This is a genomic window from Acuticoccus sp. MNP-M23, from assembly GCF_031195445.1.
In the GTDB taxonomy this organism is placed as follows: domain Bacteria; phylum Pseudomonadota; class Alphaproteobacteria; order Rhizobiales; family Amorphaceae; genus Acuticoccus.
In genome coordinates, this window is sequence record NZ_CP133480.1 from 646,454 (window position 1) to 661,578 (window position 15,125).

A 15,125-nucleotide genomic window follows, 5' to 3' on the forward strand; every position below is an offset into this window, starting at 1 on the left:
GCGCCTTGCCGATGGCTGACCACAAGGCGCTGACCGCGCTCGACCCGCCGCGCGACTGCCCCCTGTGCCCCCGATTGGTGGAATATCGCCTCGCCCAGCGGGAGGCCGTGCCGGACGGCTTTAATGCGCCGGTTCCCACCTTCTGGCCAGTTGACGCGCCGCAGCTTCTTGTTGTGGGGCTCGCGCCCGGCGTTTCGGGTGCCAACCGCACCGGCCGCCCCTTCACCGGCGACTTTGCCGGAGAGATTCTTTACAACGCATTGATTTCGCACGGCTTTGCCCGCGGCGTCTTCCGCGCCCGGCCTGACGACGGGCTGGAGCTTTGCGGTGCCGCCGTCACCAATGCGGTGCGCTGCGTGCCGCCGAAGAACAAGCCCACCGGGCCGGAAATCAACACCTGCCGCCCCTTTCTCGCCGAGACCATCAGCGCGGTGGCGGGCACCCGCGTCATTCTGGCGCTGGGGCGCATTGCGCACGACACGGTGCTGCGCACGCTGGGGCTGAAACTGTCGGCCTACAAGTTCGGGCATGGCGCGGTGCACCGGCCGGGCTCTGTCATCGTCGCCGACAGCTACCACCCTTCCCGCTACAACGTGAACACCCGCGTCCTGACGCCTGAGATGTTCGACACCGTGATTGCGAACGTCCGCCGCCTCGTCGACGACGGCGCCTGACCGCCGGTCTTCGCACCGCCTGCCCTCACGGTACCCAATGAAACGAAAAAGGCCAGCCGGGCGAACCGGCTGGCCTTTTTCGTCAGGCGCGGTGGCCCTGCCTACTTGAAGCGCGTGGTGAGGGTCGCGACCGTGGTGGCCGTGTTGATGATTGGCGACACGATCTCCAGGAACTTGCCGAGCTGGGCAGACGGGTGGTTTGCCACGTAGAGGATGTCGTCGTCGCGCAGTTCGAACTGCTTCATCAGGAAGAAGGAGCGCGGGTCCTTGAGGTTGATCTGGTAGATCGTCGGCACCAGCGAGCCTTCGGCTGTGGTGACGGCGCGCTCGTCCAGCGCCTTGGCGATGAAGTCCGGCTCGAAGCGGAAGATGTAGACGCCCATGGCATCGGCCAGCTTGTCGTCCAGACCGCCGGCACGGGCAATCGCCTCGGCCAGGGTGACGCGGCGTGCCTCGAACTTGAACTCTTCCTTGGTGTTGGTGGCCCCCATGACGGTGAAGGTGCGCGTCACGTCGCTGACGAGAACGGTATCACCCGGACGAACCGAGACGTTGTCCTTGGGCACGTCGAACAGGTCTTCGAGGTTGGCGGTGGCGACCGTGTTGCCGCGGCGCAGTGTCACCTGCGACTCGTAGGTCTCGCCGGTGGTGCCGCCAGCTGCCGCAATCAGATCGAGGACACGAAGGCCCGCGACGCTGACCGGCTTGGGACCCGGATCGTTCACCTTGCCGAGCACGGTGGCGGAGTTGGCAAGGCTCTGGCCGACCAGCACCTGCACCTGCGGCTGGATCGCCTTGTCGGCAAGCGATGCCTCAATGGTGCTGCGCAGCGCAGCCGGCGCAAGACCGGAGGCCCGGACCGCGCCCACATAGGGAACGAAGATGCGGCCGCTCTCGTCGATCACCGCTTCAATCTGTGTGGCCTTGGCCGTGGAGGAGGAGAACAGACCGTCCGCCCCCGCTTCAAAGATGTTGACCTTGACCTGGTCGCCGACCTGCAGCCGGATTGCCGTGCTGCCGTCCTGCACCTTGAAGAAGGACGAGAACCCCGGCGGCTGGTACTGGCCGGTGATGTTGGTGACCTTCTCATCAACATCAATGACAAGGTGCGACGGTTTCTTGAAATTCGGGTTGTCGAGCGTGTCTATGTCTTTGCGCAGCGGGCCGCTTGAGGGCAACGCCGAACATCCGGCCAAGGCGATTGAGACGAGCACTGCCGCCGCACCTCTAAAAATCATCGCACTGACCTTCCATTCCGCAACAAGGGATCCTTACCACTGTGAGGATTGCGGGTGGAGCCACGATCGGCCGGTCATGGTCGAACTGATGGAACCCGTTGCAGCAAAGGCACACGAAAATTCACAGCCCCCGCCAATAAATTTACCCTGAATCGCAGCCGGTCGCGCTGGCCGCGACGCACCGCGGTCCGGCAGCGGGGCCAGCAAACTCCTGAATTCAGGGAAGGTTCCAACGGCGGCGGGTTGCCAGCCAGCCGGGGATCAGCCCCCGGCGCAGCTGGCAACGCGCAAGAACAGGGTTAACTCACCCGGTCGCGAATTGCGGCGCCAACCAGCGCAATCATTCCCCAGATGAGGAAAAGCGAACCGAACACGATGGCTGTCCATCGGATCGCCTGGGGATAGGTGGCGTCTTCCGGTGCGCTACCGGACAGGAAGACGGCGAGGTAGCGCTGCTGCTTCATCGCATCCACACGCGCGCTTTCCAGCGAGGCGAGGCTCGACACATAGGCCCGCTCGGCAAACTCGCGCTCGGCGACAATCTCTTCGTAGTTGGACAGACGCTCGGTGAGGACGAGCTGGTCCGGTCCGTCGCTGGAGCCGGCATCGCGCACTGCCACGCTCAGCCGCTCCTTGGCGATCTGCCGCTGAAGCGAATCGATCTTGTTTTGCACATAGACGACGCGCGGCGAGTTCTTGCTCATGGTCGACAGCAGCGCGCTCAGTTCGGCCTCCGTGGAGGAAAGCTCCGCCTCAAGCGAGCCCACAAGACTCTGGCGCGATGCGGCGACCGCCGTCGGATCGATTTCCCGCTCGGAGCCGCGATAGGACGCCACCTTCTTGCGGGCATCGGAATAACGCTTTTCCGAGATCTTCAGCTCGTTGCGGGCGGTTTGCAGGCTGTCCTCGCGGGCCCGAAGCGACAGGAAGTTGATCAGATCCTCGGACTTTTCCAGCACCTTCTTGGTGATCGCCTCGGCATCGGCGGGGCGGAAGGCGCGGATCGTCATACTGATGATCCCGGTGTCGGTGTCGTATTCCACCGCGCTCATGGTCTGCCAATAGGAGACCAGCCCCTCGATGGTCGTTTCCGGGTCGAGGCGGTAGTAGGGGTCCGCCGAAGGGCGTGAATATATTTCGAGGAAATTGGCTTCGGCGACCAGATGCTCCACCATTTCGCGGGACTCGATATAGTCCTGCAGGATGTAGCTGTCGGCGGTTTCGCTATCGCCGCCCGTGCCGCCGACACCGAACATGGCGCCAATGTCGATGGACGAGGTCGTCGCGCTTGCCCCGCGCACGGAAAACGCACTTTCCGTGGCGTACTGATCGGCCGCGACAAAGCCGTAAAAGAGTATCGTCAGAACCGTCGGCACCAGAACGAACACCACGAACAGCATCTTGACGAAGCGGCCGAACCGGGTGGTCGATTTCAGCATCTGCGGGCGGGGGGGCAACGAGAACTGCTCGGGCCGCAGCACAGCAGGCGGCGCGCCGGGGTTGGCCCGCGCTGTCGCAACGCGCGACGACCCTGCCGCCTCTTCGCTTTCGGCCGGCTGCGTTTCCTCCCGCTCGGTCACGGCACGGCGCCGCTCCAGGCGCGCCTTCCGCAAGGCCGCACGGCGTTCGTTCGCTTCGGATACTGGAACCAGGTTGTTGTCTGTCATCGCGGGCTAAAAGAGAACTTCCCCGTTGTCTTCCTCGTCGAACGCGTCATCGGATTCGCCTTTACTGCTGACTGGGGCATTCTGGGGCGGCGGCAACGCTTCGAAGATCGTTGCGGCTTCCTCCACATCGTCGAAATGGTACAGACGGCCTTCATAAAGGATGTAAGCCAGATTCGCGTTCTCAGGAACCAGGCGCCTGCTATCAATCGACATGAGATAGTCTTTCGATAAAAGACGCGTCTTCAGTTCCTCGCCTCTCTCTTCGTCAAGCTTCAATGTGTGCGGCTTGAAGGGGCCATTGAACAGAAGCAGATCGAAGTCGCACAGGAGCGCGATGAGATAGCCATAGCGCCGCCGGGGGATCAGCTGCAAGGACTTGAACGGCTCCTTGAGAGCTTTGGGTTCCAGCTCCAGAAAACTCAGCGTGGCGGCAATAGTTGCCTCGGTGGACAAGCCGAGGACGTGGGAAATGAACAAGGTGTTGTCCCGCAGCGTCACCCGCGGGTCGGCAAAGGCCAGCGACCCCACCGGCCATGAAATGTTCGACTTGACGTGAACCTTCCCGCGATCGGGCGCCTGACGCTGCTGGAGAATATCCATGATGGTCCCGCGGCCCGAGCCTTCGTGCCCGAACATCACCATCTTCCGCCCCTTCGGGAACCCGACCGAAAGGTTGTGGAAGACGTTGATGCGCTGGGTCTTGAGCTGCATCGTGACGTCGACCTTGTCGAGCGCGGCATGGCAGCGGTTGATGTGGATGCGGGTCTGCCGGGCAAGCAGGTCCTCTTCGGTGACGACACGTTGCTCGCTCGCACCGCCATCGCGGTCGCGCATCGCGTCCTCAAAGGAGACGACCGTCGCCTGACTCATACTGGTCTCCGCAACCTTCGCGATGCAACAAGCCCGCGAACTGTGCACTGCACAAAGTGTACCACACTTTGTTTCTTGGACACTGCTTCGCCTGAGCGCAAGCTGAACATCCTAAAGCCGAGAATGGTCCATGCCCGCCTCAAACCGCGCTGCTGCCAGCGCAGGACAGCGCCCGGCGGGCCAGCCTGATGTCAAATATCGGTTCAGCAACAGCGGGCGCAAGCCCTGACGCGGTCTGTCCGGCACAAGCAGGTTTCGTGCAAATGGATCAATGGGGGCCGCGGGAAATGCCCTACGCCCGCTTCTGGCCGCCCGCAAGCTCAGCCAGCGAGCGGATTGCCGCTGCGCCACGGGCTGAGGGCGGCAAAGGCGGCCCGGTGCACCGGTGTTGGAATGCCGGCATCCGCGCCAAGCGCCACCACCTTGCCGGACAACTCGGCAACCTCCAACCGCCGGCCGCGCTCCAGGTCAAACAACATGGACGACTTCATCCCCGCGCTGCCGGGCGCGGACAGCATCTCCATCCGAGCCTCCACAATGCCGGGGTCCACCGAGGGTTCGTGCAGCATGGCAACGGCAAGGGTCTCCGCCATTGCGGCGCGGAACAACTCGCGCGATGCCGGGTCGGCCAGAACGGGGCCGATGGGCAGCCGGGTCAGACAGGTGATTGCGGAAAAGGCGGAGAGGAAAATGAATTTCTCCCAGATCTGCCGGTTGATGTCGTCCACCAGGGCATGCTCGGCACCGGACCGGCCAAATGCAGCGGACAGTGCAGCAAGTGGCGCGCGCGCCGTTGCCGCGAAGGGGCCGAACACCACCCGTGCAAAGCTGGAGCTGTGCCGCACCACCCCTGGCGCCTCCACTTCGGCGCCGATATAGGCAACGCCGCCGCCGACCCGCGCCACGCCGAACGCCTCGGTCAGCGCCCCGCGGGCCGAGATGCCGTTCTGGAACGGGATCACCACCGTGCCGGCGCCCACCACCGGGCGGATGGCCTCAACCGCCTCCGCCGTGTCGTAGAGCTTGACGAGAAACATCACGATATCGGCCGGCCCCGCGTCTGCCGGCGTATCGGTGGCGGCAATGGGCTGGGTGAGATTGCCAAGCCCGCTTTCCAGCCGGATGCCGTTTTTACGGATGGCCTCCAGATGCGCCCCGCGGGCCACCAGCGTCACGTCTTCGCCGGCCGCCTGCAGGCGTGCGCCGAAATAGCCGCCGACGGCGCCCGCCCCCATCACCAGAATCTTCACGGGATTGTTCTCCTGCTAGCGCGCGCTCTCCGGCACCATGAACAGCCGGCGCGGCGACACCGGCGCTAACGGTGCCAGCGGCCGGGAAAATCATGTTGACGGCGGCCTGCGGGCACATCAAGCCCCAAGGCTGGCCATTGCGGGGGATGATCCGATGGACGCGGTTCTTTGCGAACGCCGCGGCGCCGTTCTGCTGTTGACGCTGAACCGGCCCGAAAGGCTGAACGCTTTCAACGAGGCGATGCACAAGGCGCTCGCCGATGGCCTTGCATTGGCCGAGGGCGACAAAGGCATCCGCGCCGTGGTGCTCACCGGGGCGGGACGTGGCTTTTGCGCCGGTCAGGATCTCGCTGACAGGGCCTTGGGCGAAGGGGCCGCGCCGCCCGATCTCGGTGAGACCGTGGACCGGCTCTACAACCCGCTTGTTCGCCGCATCCGGGCCTTGCCCGTGCCGGTGGTGGTGGCGGTGAACGGGGTCGCCGCAGGCGCCGGGCTCAACGTGGCGCTGGCATGCGATATCGTGCTTGCCGCGCGCTCATCGGTGTTTCTTCAGCCGTTCGCCAATCTCGGTCTGGTGCCGGACGCCGGGGGCACGTTCACCCTGCCCCGCATTGTCGGCACGGTGCGCGCACGCGCCATGGCAATGCTGGCCGAGAAGATCGACGCCGAAACGGCGGAGCGCTGGGGCCTCGTCTACCGCGTGTACGAAGACGAGCGGCTGATGGAGGCGGCCATGGCCACTGCCGCGCGGCTGGCCGCCCTCCCCACCGACGGACTGGCCGCCATGAAGCGTGCATTCGATGCCGGCGCCGCCAATACGCTGGATAAACAGCTGGACCTTGAGCGAGACTTGCAACAGGCACAGGGGCGACACCCGGACTACGCCGAAGGGGTGACGGCCTTCCTCGCCAAAAGGCCGCCGGTTTTCAAGGGACGCCGGTAGCGCCACGGCCGCCGTGCCGTGTTCCACGGCGTTCGCCGCATACCCATTATCGACCGTGCGGCCGTACCCCCGCGCGACCACTGGTTTAGTTTCACGCTCTCAGGCGCAGGAGCAAGAAACATGGCCAACCCCATGCAAAAGAGTGATTTTGGCAAGACCGCCGATATTCTGCAGTTCGTCACCGCAGGCCCGGACGAACATCGCAGCTGCATGGTCAACCGCGCGCTGGACGTGATGCGTCACCATCTCAACATGGACGTGGCGTACATCAACGAAGTCCGGGACGACCACACCATCGCGCGCTACGTCAACGCCGAGCCCGGCGCCCCGGCTCCCACGATCGGAGAACCGAGGCCCGCCAGAGACGGCTACTGCAGGGCGATGCTGGACGGGAACCTGCCCGGCCTCATTCCCAACACCGCCGACGTGCCGTTTGCGCAGTCTCTTGACGTGACTCACGCTTTCCCTGTCGCCGCCTATGTGGCCGCGCCGCTGCACCTGCAGGACGGCAGCCTCTACGGCACGTTCTGCTGCGTTTCCAGACATCCGAATGAAACCCTGAACGACCGCGACCACGCAATGCTCAAGGCGTTCTGCGACCTTGCCTCCTACCAGATCACCCAGGACCTGAATGACGGGCTGGCTGTGCGGAACGCGCGGGCGCGCGTCAGCGCAGTGCTCGCCGCGCCGGAGAAGCTGACCGTTGCGCTACAGCCGATCTGGGGCATCCAGCATGCCAGACCGTTTGCGGTGGAGGTCCTCTCGCGCTTCGAGGACGGACCCTATCGCACGCCCGACCTGTGGTTTGCCGACGCAGAGCTGGCCGGCATGCGCGCCGAACTCGAATTGCTGGCCCTGCGCAGGGGGCTTGAGACGCTGTACATCGTGCCGGAGGCCGTTTCGGTCTCGATCAACGTATCGCCGGACACGGCGATGCTTCCGGGATTTGCCGATGCGCTGGAGGGGCGGCCGCTGCACCGGATCATCCTGGAGCTGACCGAACACAGCCCTGTGAGTGACTACCCTGCCTTGCGCGATGCGTTGGCGCCGCTGCGCAAGCAGGGCGTCGCTCTCGCCGTGGACGACGCGGGGGGTGGCTATGCAAGCCTCAGCCACATTCTTCAGCTAAAGCCGGACATCATCAAGGCCGACATTTCGCTGACGCGGAACATCCACCGCGACAAGGCTGCACAGTCGCTGATGTCAGCGCTGGCGGGATTTGCGCAAGCCACAGGCAGCAAAATGGTGGCCGAGGGCGTCGAGAATGCAAAGGAGCTGTCCCAGCTTCAGCGCCTTGGGGTCGGGTTTGCGCAGGGCTACCATCTTGGCCGCCCGGTCAACCCCGCCAACCTGCCCGATACGCTGGGCCGTGGCGCTGCCGCAATCTACCCGCCGCCGGACAATGTGGCAGGCGTGCGGCTGGAGCCCGAGATCGGCGCGTTCTACGAGCCGCGGACCAAGTCCGCTGCACCGCGGTCCATGAACGACGAGACGATGCGCGCGCCCGCCAACGCGGCCTGAGCACGGATCTCCCGCCGGTCAGGCCGGCGAGATGGCGCGAACGGTGCCGTCGACATCTTCCTCGGCGCGCCCGGCCACCTGGAGTTCGACAAGGGCTGCCATCACCGCCCCGGCGGACAGTCCCGTCTGGCGGATAAGGTCGTCGGCCGTGACCGGGGTCAGCGACAGGCTGGCCGCGACCCGCTCCATGGCAGCCGGCGGCAAAGGCTGATCGGCATCATCTGCAAAACCCGGAAAACGCGGCTCGGGCGGGTCCCAGCGCGCCACACCGTCCAGCACGTCCCGCGCCGTGACGGCCATGCCCGCCCCCGATTGCAGGAGCTGAAGGCACCCCGCCGCACGCGGATCGAGCGGCGACCCCGGCACGGCAAACAGCTCGCGGTTCTCGTCGGCGGCATAGCGCGCGGTGTGCAGCGACCCGGAATTGTGTGCCGCCTCAATCACCACCACGCCATCGCTGAGGCCCGCAATCAACCTGTTGCGCCGCGGGTAGTCCCGCGCCCGCGGGTTGAACCCGAGCGGCATTTCGGACACCACCGCCCCGCCGCTCGCGATGATCTCGTCTGCCAGCGCGATGTGCTCTTCCGGTGTCGGCCGGTCGACGCCGCCGGCCACAACCGCCACCGTGCCGAACGGCAGCGCAGCCCGGTGCGCGGCCGCATCAATGCCCAGCGCCAGGCCCGAAACCACCGTGCGCCCTGCCGCACCGAACGCCTCGGCAAAACGCGCCGACAGCGTACATCCCGCCGCGGACGCCTTGCGCGCCCCCACAACGCCGAGCGGCGCGCGCGACAGCACCGCCGTGTCGCCGCGCACCGTAATCACGGGCGGCGGCGCATGAATGCGCGCCAGCCGCTCCGGGTAGCCCGGCGCACCAAGAAAGAGATATCCGACGCCGAGCCGTTCGGCCCGCGCCCGCTCGCGTGTCACCTCATCGGCAGTGGCGCGGACGATGGGCCGCTTCAAGCCTGCGCGCGACGCAATTTCCGGCAGCGCTTCCAGCGCCGCAGCCGCCGACCCGTGGCGCTTGAGCAGACCCCAGAACGTGGCAGGGCCGACATTCTCCGAACGGATGAGACGGAGCCAGTCCGCTTCCGCCTGCGCACCGCGCGGGGCCTGCTGGGGGTTCACGACTTCTTGCCGATCCGGCTCTCGCTGCCCGACAGCAGGCGCCGGATGTTGGGCGTGTGCTTGAACCACAACAATGCCGTCAGGAGGCCAAAAACCTCGGCAAACTGGTATTCATCGAGCCCCACCAGCACGAATGGCGTGACGAGCGCTGCCACCAGCGCAGCCAGCGACGAGAAGCGGAAGATGAACGCAGTGGCAAGCCACACGGCGGCAAACGCCAGCCCCGCAAGAGGCACGGCCGCCACAAGGCAGCCGAGGTAGGTGGCCACACCCTTGCCGCCGCGAAAGCCCAGCCAGACCGGGTAAAGATGGCCCAGAAACGCGCCGAGCGCCGCCGTCACCGCAAAGTCGGGCCCGCCAAACCGGGCTGCGACCAGAACCGCGACCGCCCCCTTCGCGCCATCAAGAAAAAGCGTGGCAGCGGCAAGATCTTTGCGGCCGGTGCGCAAGACATTTGTCGCGCCGATATTGCCGGAACCGATCTTGCGCACGTCCCCCAACCCGGCAATTCTGGTGATCAGCAGGCCGAAGGGGACCGCCCCCATCAGGTAAGCGAGCACGAAAACCGCAAGAAAGTAGGGCCAGACCGCCGCCCAGCTGATCGGATCGGGCATGAGTTCTCCATTTATTGTTTAGCATCACATGCAATTAACCTTTTCAACGCGCGTCGGAAAAGTCGGCTGTTGCCGCATGCTGGCTTGATCGCTAAGAACTAACTTAAATGCCTTCCCGCTCAATGCATTCTGTCGGGGAACCCACGCTGTGCACAAGACGATGGATGAGACGTTAGGTCGACGCGTGGCTCTTCGCCGCGTGGACGATACGCCTGCGTCGCCCGTCATGCGACCGGCAGAGTATGCAGGGCACAACGCCTTCGCATCCGATCCCGTGCTGACCGCCTGCATGGATGCTACCCTCGACGACCGGACCGAGGAAGAGCTGCGCACCCTTGGCACCTATTGGGGCTCGGTCGATGCGCAGGAGGTGGCGCGCCTCGCCACCACCAATGGCCCGAAGCTCCGCCGGGAGGACATCGAAGGCCGCCGCATCGACCAGGTGGAGATGCACCCCGCCTATCACGCTCTGATGAACCGCAGTGTGACATCCGGCCTCCTGTCCTCTGCGTGGGAGGACGGCGACGGCACGCGCCAGCACCGCCTGCGCGCATCCACCCTCTACCTCACCGCCTCCTGCGAGCGGGGCCACCTTGCCCCGGTGTGCGCATCCCATGCGGCCATTGCCTCCCTCGCCTACGCGCCGGAGCTGGAGGCCGAACTCTTTCCCCTCCTTGCCTCACGCCGGTACGATCGTCGCCCGATTCCCGTGTCGGAGAAGGAAGGCGCAATCCTGACGCTGGCGATCTCGGAGCGGGACCACGCCGGAGAGCATGGCGCCATCCGCAGCCGCGGCGAGCTTACCGCTGGCGACGGCATCCGGATCACCGGCGAGAAAGCCGCAGTCTGCGCACCCGGCGCCGACCTGTTGCTGGTGCTGGTGAAAACCGCCGATGGCCCCACCGCCGCCATCGTGCCGCGCTATGCACCCGAAAACGCCGACACAATCGCCATCGAGCAGATGCTCAGCCCTGGCGGGCTGGAAGCGCAGGCGCTGGCCAACCTCCGCTTCGAGGGAGCGCGCGGCCGCACCATCGGCGATCCAGGCCGCGGCCTGCAGGTCCTGCGCGACGTGCGCACCCTCACCCAGCTCGACAGCGCGGTGATTGCGGCAGGCTCCGTGCGGACTGCCGTCGGCCGCGCCGCGCACTATCTGCGCACCCGCTTCTTCGACGGTCAGGCGCTGATTGCCGATCCGCTGAACGAGCGCCTGCTGGCGGACCTTGCCCTCACCAGCGCCGCGCAGACCGCGCTTTCCCTGCGCCTCGCCGCGGCGTTCGACCGTGCCTTCGAGCGCGATGGCGACCATGCCGTGGCCCGCGTTCTCACGCCCGCCACCAAGATCTACGTGCTGAAGACAGCCGGCGCCGTTGCCATGGAAGCACGCGAGCTGATGGGCACCGCTGCCCTGTCGCAGACCCACCCCGCGGCACGCGTTGCGCCCGATCTTGGCGTGTTTGCCACCTGGGACGGTGCCAGCAACGATGCCGCGCACGACCTGATCAGCCTCATTGCCCGCGACGAAAGCGTTCTTGCCGATGCGCTGGACGAGCTCGGCACCGAGCTTGGCACCCAGAATGCCGACCTCATCGACCGCACCATGATCCTGGGCCGCGAGGCTGTCGCCAATCCGGGTCTCGCCCGCGCCTTTGCCGACCAGCTGGCCATGGTGGGCGCGGCGGCGGCAATGCGGGCGAACCTGCCGCGGGTGGTGTCGGACGCATTTGTCGCTGCCCGCCTGCGCGGCGGCTACACCGCGCAATATGGCGCACTCGACAGCCGGTTCGACGCAGCCGCCATCATCGACTTCACCGTCCCGGAAGACTGACAGGCGCCCGCCGGGTGCGGACGGGCGCTGGACGCCCGCCCACAACACCTGGGGGCGGCGGCGCTAGCGCCCCCGCCCCTTGCGCCAGGAGGCGAATTCGGTGCGCGTTGCCTCCTCGGTGGCGGGGTAGAGGCCGAGGATGGAGCGGCCCTCCAGCACCTTCTCGGCCACGAAATCCTCAAAGCACGTCATTTCGACAGCTTCCGCGGTGATCTCGTCCACCAGATGGGCCGGGATCACGATGACCCCCTCGCCATCGCCCACCATCACATCGCCCGGAAACACCGGCGCGTCGCCGCACCCGATGGGCACGTTGATGTCGATCGCCTGATGCTTCGTGAGGTTGGTGGGGGCGGACGGCCGGTTGTGGTAGGCGGGGATCGAAAGATCAGCAATTTCCGGACTGTCGCGAAACCCGCCGTCCGTCACCACACCGGCAACACCACGCACCATCAACCGCGAAACGAGGATCGCCCCGGCGGATGCTGCGGTGGGGTCCTTGCGCGAATCGATCACCAGCACTGCGCCCGCCGGGCAGTCCTCCACCGCCTTGCGCTGGGGATGACCGCGGTCCTGAAAGACCGTGATGGGGTTCAGGTCCTCGCGGGCCGGAATGTAGCGCAGCGTGAACGCTTCGCCGACCATGTTGGGTTTGCCGGCGTCGATCGGCCTCACATTCTGCACGAACTGGTTGTTGAGGCCACGTTTGAACAGGGCCGTGGAGAGCGTCGCGGTGGAGACGCCCTTGAGCGCCTCGCGGTTTTCGTCAGAGAGCATCTTTTCCTCCGGTCGCCCGGCTGTTGATGTGCCTGGGCGCCATGGGAGAGACCTTGCCCCGCCGCCGGGTCCGCGGCAAGCTCGCGCCATGCAACTTTGCCGCGCCGCATGCCCCTCCCCCATCGGCCCGCTCACCGTCATCACCGACGGCGAGGACAATCTCTGCGCGCTCGACTTCGACGGCTATGACGAGCGCCTCCACCGCCTTCTGGTGCGCTATCACGGCGCGGCGCTGACTGTGGCCGAAACGCCCGTCCCCCGCGCCATCGCAAAGGCGTTGGACGCCTATTTTGCCGGCGCGATGGATGCGCTGCAGGCGCTGCCGGTGCGCACCAACGGGAGCGCCTTCCAGGAGCGGGTGTGGACCGCCCTGCGCACCATCGGGCCCGGCGAAACGCTGAGCTACGGCGCACTTGCCGCGCGCATCGGTTCCGCCAAGGCCAGCCGCGCGGTCGGGCTGGCCAACGGCGCCAACCCCGTTGCCATCGCTGTGCCCTGCCACCGCGTGATCGGCGCCGACGGCTCGCTCACCGGCTTCGGCGGCGGCATCGAACGCAAGCGCTGGCTCCTTGCCCATGAGGCGGCCCATTCGGGCCTGTTTGCCGCCATCGCCTGAAACCCTTGCCCAAATGTGCAATCGACCTGTTAGGTTGGCCGCAAAACGGGAGGAACGGGCATGGATGTCATTCGGGATCTGGTTGAGCACATCAAGGTGCCGGCGATGGCGCCGGTGCGGCAGATTTTCGACGACACCCACATCGCCGACCTCGAAGCCCACCTTAGCCGCGCCTTCACCGAGGCCAACCTTGCCGCCCGCATCAAACCCGGCGAGACCGTGGCGCTCGGCGTCGGGAGCCGCGGCGTTGCCGAACTCCCGACCCTCGTGCGCCTCACGGTCGAGGCGCTGAAGGCGGCGGGCGCAGAACCCTTCATCGTGCCGGCCATGGGCAGCCATGGCGGTGCGTCCGCGGAAGGGCAGACGAAAATGCTGGCCTCCCTCGGCGTGACCGAAGAGAGCGCCGGCTGCCCGATCCGCTCATCCATGGAAACGGTCACCGTCGGCCAGCTCCCCAGCGGCCTTGCCGCGCTGATGGACGCCGAGGCGATGGGGGCCGACCACATCGCCTTCATCAACCGCGTCAAGCCGCACACCAGCTTCTCGGGCACCATCGAGAGCGGCCTTTGCAAGATGATGGCAATCGGCCTTGCCAACCAGAAGGGCGCGGACAGCTGCCACCAGGAAGGCTTCGGCCGGATGGCGCACAACGTGGTGGAGATGGCGAAGGTGAAGCTCGCCAACGCGCCGATCCTGTTCGGCCTTGCAACCGTCGAGAATGGCTACGACCGGATCGCCATGGCCGAAGTGGTGTTCGCCGAGGACATTCTGGCGCGCGAACCGGCCCTGCTTGCCGAAGCGCGATCGAAAATGCCGCGCGTGCTGTTCGACCCGCTGGACGTTCTGGTGGTCGGCCAGATGGGAAAGGATTTTTCCGGCTCCGGCATGGATCCCAACATCACCGGTCGCCCCGGCACGCCCTATCTTGATCTGCGCCAGACCACCGGCAAGCTGGTTGTGCTGAACATCAGTCAACGGTCGGGCGGCAACGCCACGGGCCTTGGCCTTGCGGACTTCTGCACCAAGGCCCTTTACGACCAGATCGACTACCGCGCGTTCTACACCAACCACCTGACGTCGACCGTCACCACGGGCTCGAAAATCCCGATGATCATGGCGACCGACAAGATGGCCGTGCAGGGTGCGGTTAAGACCTGCAACGCGGCAGACCCGCTGGCCCCCCGCATCGCCTACATCCCCAACACGCTGCAGCTGGAGCATGTTTTCGTCAGTGAGGCGCTGCTGGCCGAGGCCCGCTCGCGGGACGATGTGGAAGCGCTGACGGATGCAACCGACTGGCCGTTTGACGCGGAAGGCACATCCACCCTCTCTTTCAAGCACTGAACGGCGCCCCATATAGGAATGCCGAACAAAAGACCCTAGAAGTCCCCGATGGCCAAACCGAACAAACCGGACCCCAACGAGCGGGTCGTCGCAGAGAACCGCAAAGCGCGCTTCAACTACGAGATCCTCGACACGGTGGAAGCCGGCATCCAGCTTCAGGGCACGGAAGTGAAATCGCTGCGCGATGGCCGGTCCAACGTGGCCGACGCCTACGCCAGCGATACCAACGGCGAGCTGTGGCTCTACAATTTCCACATTCCCGAGTATCAGAAGGCAATGACGCTGCTCAACCACGAGCTGCGCCGCCCGCGCAAGCTGCTGCTGCGCCGCAGTGAACTGAACAAGATGATCGGCTCGATCCAGAAGGAAGGGCTCACCATCGTGCCGCTGCGCGTCTATTTCAACGCGCGCGGCATGGCGAAGGTGCTGGTGGCGCTGGCGAAGGGCAAGAAGAACCACGACAAGCGCGAGACGTCCAAGCAGCGCGACTGGCAGCGCGACAAGCAACGCCTGCTGCGCGACAAGGGCTGATCACGGCGCGCGACGCGCCACCGTTTCTTTGTCTTGATATCCTGCCAGACGTCCGCTGTTGCGGACGCCCCGTCCCAGTCGGCGGACGCGCTGGCCCGCATCGGCCGCGCCGTGCTGAAAA

At 65.8% G+C, this 15,125-nt stretch carries 14 protein-coding genes; 7 read left to right on the top strand and 7 right to left on the bottom strand.

What is annotated here, in order from left to right; all coding sequences use genetic code 11:
• Positions 1–11 precede the first annotated feature (11 nt).
• The gene (locus tag RDV64_RS03065; RefSeq protein ID WP_309197819.1) at positions 12–674 is read left to right on the top strand and encodes a uracil-DNA glycosylase; all 663 of its coding nucleotides are present in this window, start codon (positions 12–14) and stop codon (positions 672–674) included.
• A gap of 101 nt (positions 675–775) precedes the next feature.
• On the opposite strand, the gene RDV64_RS03070 is transcribed toward RDV64_RS03065, so the two are convergent.
• The 4 genes from RDV64_RS03070 to RDV64_RS03085 form a co-directional block, all read right to left on the bottom strand.
• Positions 776–1,852, bottom strand: a complete 1,077-nt coding sequence (locus tag RDV64_RS03070; protein ID WP_309197820.1) for a polysaccharide biosynthesis/export family protein — start codon at positions 1,850–1,852, stop codon at positions 776–778.
• A gap of 359 nt (positions 1,853–2,211) precedes the next feature.
• A complete protein-coding gene (locus RDV64_RS03075) occupies positions 2,212–3,492 on the bottom strand; it encodes a hypothetical protein (RefSeq protein WP_309197821.1) in 1,281 nt (426 codons plus the stop codon).
• Positions 3,493–3,585: 93 nt separating this feature from the next.
• Positions 3,586–4,449, bottom strand: a complete 864-nt coding sequence (locus RDV64_RS03080; RefSeq protein ID WP_309197822.1) for an ATP-binding cassette domain-containing protein — start codon at positions 4,447–4,449, stop codon at positions 3,586–3,588.
• A gap of 320 nt (positions 4,450–4,769) precedes the next feature.
• A complete protein-coding gene (locus RDV64_RS03085) occupies positions 4,770–5,699 on the bottom strand; it encodes a ketopantoate reductase family protein (protein ID WP_309197823.1) in 930 nt (309 codons plus the stop codon).
• Positions 5,700–5,853: 154 nt separating this feature from the next.
• Between RDV64_RS03085 and paaG the strand changes: the two genes are divergently transcribed.
• Entirely contained in the window at positions 5,854–6,642 is a 789-nt protein-coding gene (gene paaG, locus RDV64_RS03090) for a 2-(1,2-epoxy-1,2-dihydrophenyl)acetyl-CoA isomerase PaaG (protein ID WP_309197824.1), read from the top strand.
• 120 nt (positions 6,643–6,762) lie between these two features.
• Positions 6,763–8,163 carry an EAL domain-containing protein gene (locus RDV64_RS03095; protein WP_309197825.1) on the top strand — a complete coding sequence of 467 codons (1,401 nt, stop codon included), beginning with the start codon at positions 6,763–6,765 and terminating at the stop codon, positions 8,161–8,163.
• A gap of 18 nt (positions 8,164–8,181) precedes the next feature.
• Here the strand turns inward: RDV64_RS03095 and dprA are convergent, their stop codons facing one another.
• The gene (gene dprA, locus RDV64_RS03100) at positions 8,182–9,294 is read right to left on the bottom strand and encodes a DNA-processing protein DprA (protein ID WP_309197826.1); all 1,113 of its coding nucleotides are present in this window, start codon (positions 9,292–9,294) and stop codon (positions 8,182–8,184) included.
• A complete protein-coding gene (gene plsY / locus RDV64_RS03105) occupies positions 9,291–9,908 on the bottom strand; it encodes a glycerol-3-phosphate 1-O-acyltransferase PlsY (protein WP_309197827.1) in 618 nt (205 codons plus the stop codon). Before plsY ends, dprA begins: the two co-directional genes overlap by 4 nt.
• A 184-nt stretch (positions 9,909–10,092) precedes the next feature.
• Between plsY and RDV64_RS03110 the strand changes: the two genes are divergently transcribed.
• Complete coding sequence (locus tag RDV64_RS03110; RefSeq protein ID WP_309197828.1) at positions 10,093–11,736, top strand: acyl-CoA dehydrogenase family protein; 1,644 nt, start codon at positions 10,093–10,095, stop codon at positions 11,734–11,736.
• A 63-nt stretch (positions 11,737–11,799) separates the two neighbouring features.
• Here the strand turns inward: RDV64_RS03110 and RDV64_RS03115 are convergent, their stop codons facing one another.
• A complete protein-coding gene (locus RDV64_RS03115) occupies positions 11,800–12,513 on the bottom strand; it encodes a ribonuclease activity regulator RraA (protein WP_309197829.1) in 714 nt (237 codons plus the stop codon).
• Positions 12,514–12,601: 88 nt separating this feature from the next.
• Here RDV64_RS03115 and RDV64_RS03120 point away from each other — a divergent pair, with 88 nt between their 5' ends.
• From RDV64_RS03120 to smpB, 3 genes are read left to right on the top strand one after another with little or no spacing between them, the layout of a single operon-like run.
• Complete coding sequence (locus RDV64_RS03120; RefSeq protein ID WP_309197830.1) at positions 12,602–13,129, top strand: methylated-DNA--[protein]-cysteine S-methyltransferase; 528 nt, start codon at positions 12,602–12,604, stop codon at positions 13,127–13,129.
• Between the two features lie 60 nt (positions 13,130–13,189).
• Positions 13,190–14,473 (top strand): hypothetical protein, encoded by a 1,284-nt coding sequence (locus RDV64_RS03125; RefSeq protein ID WP_309197831.1) that lies wholly within the window; start codon positions 13,190–13,192, stop codon positions 14,471–14,473.
• 48 nt (positions 14,474–14,521) lie between these two features.
• Positions 14,522–15,004 carry an SsrA-binding protein SmpB gene (gene smpB / locus RDV64_RS03130; RefSeq protein WP_309197832.1) on the top strand — a complete coding sequence of 161 codons (483 nt, stop codon included), beginning with the start codon at positions 14,522–14,524 and terminating at the stop codon, positions 15,002–15,004.
• Positions 15,005–15,125: the final 121 nt, after the last annotated feature.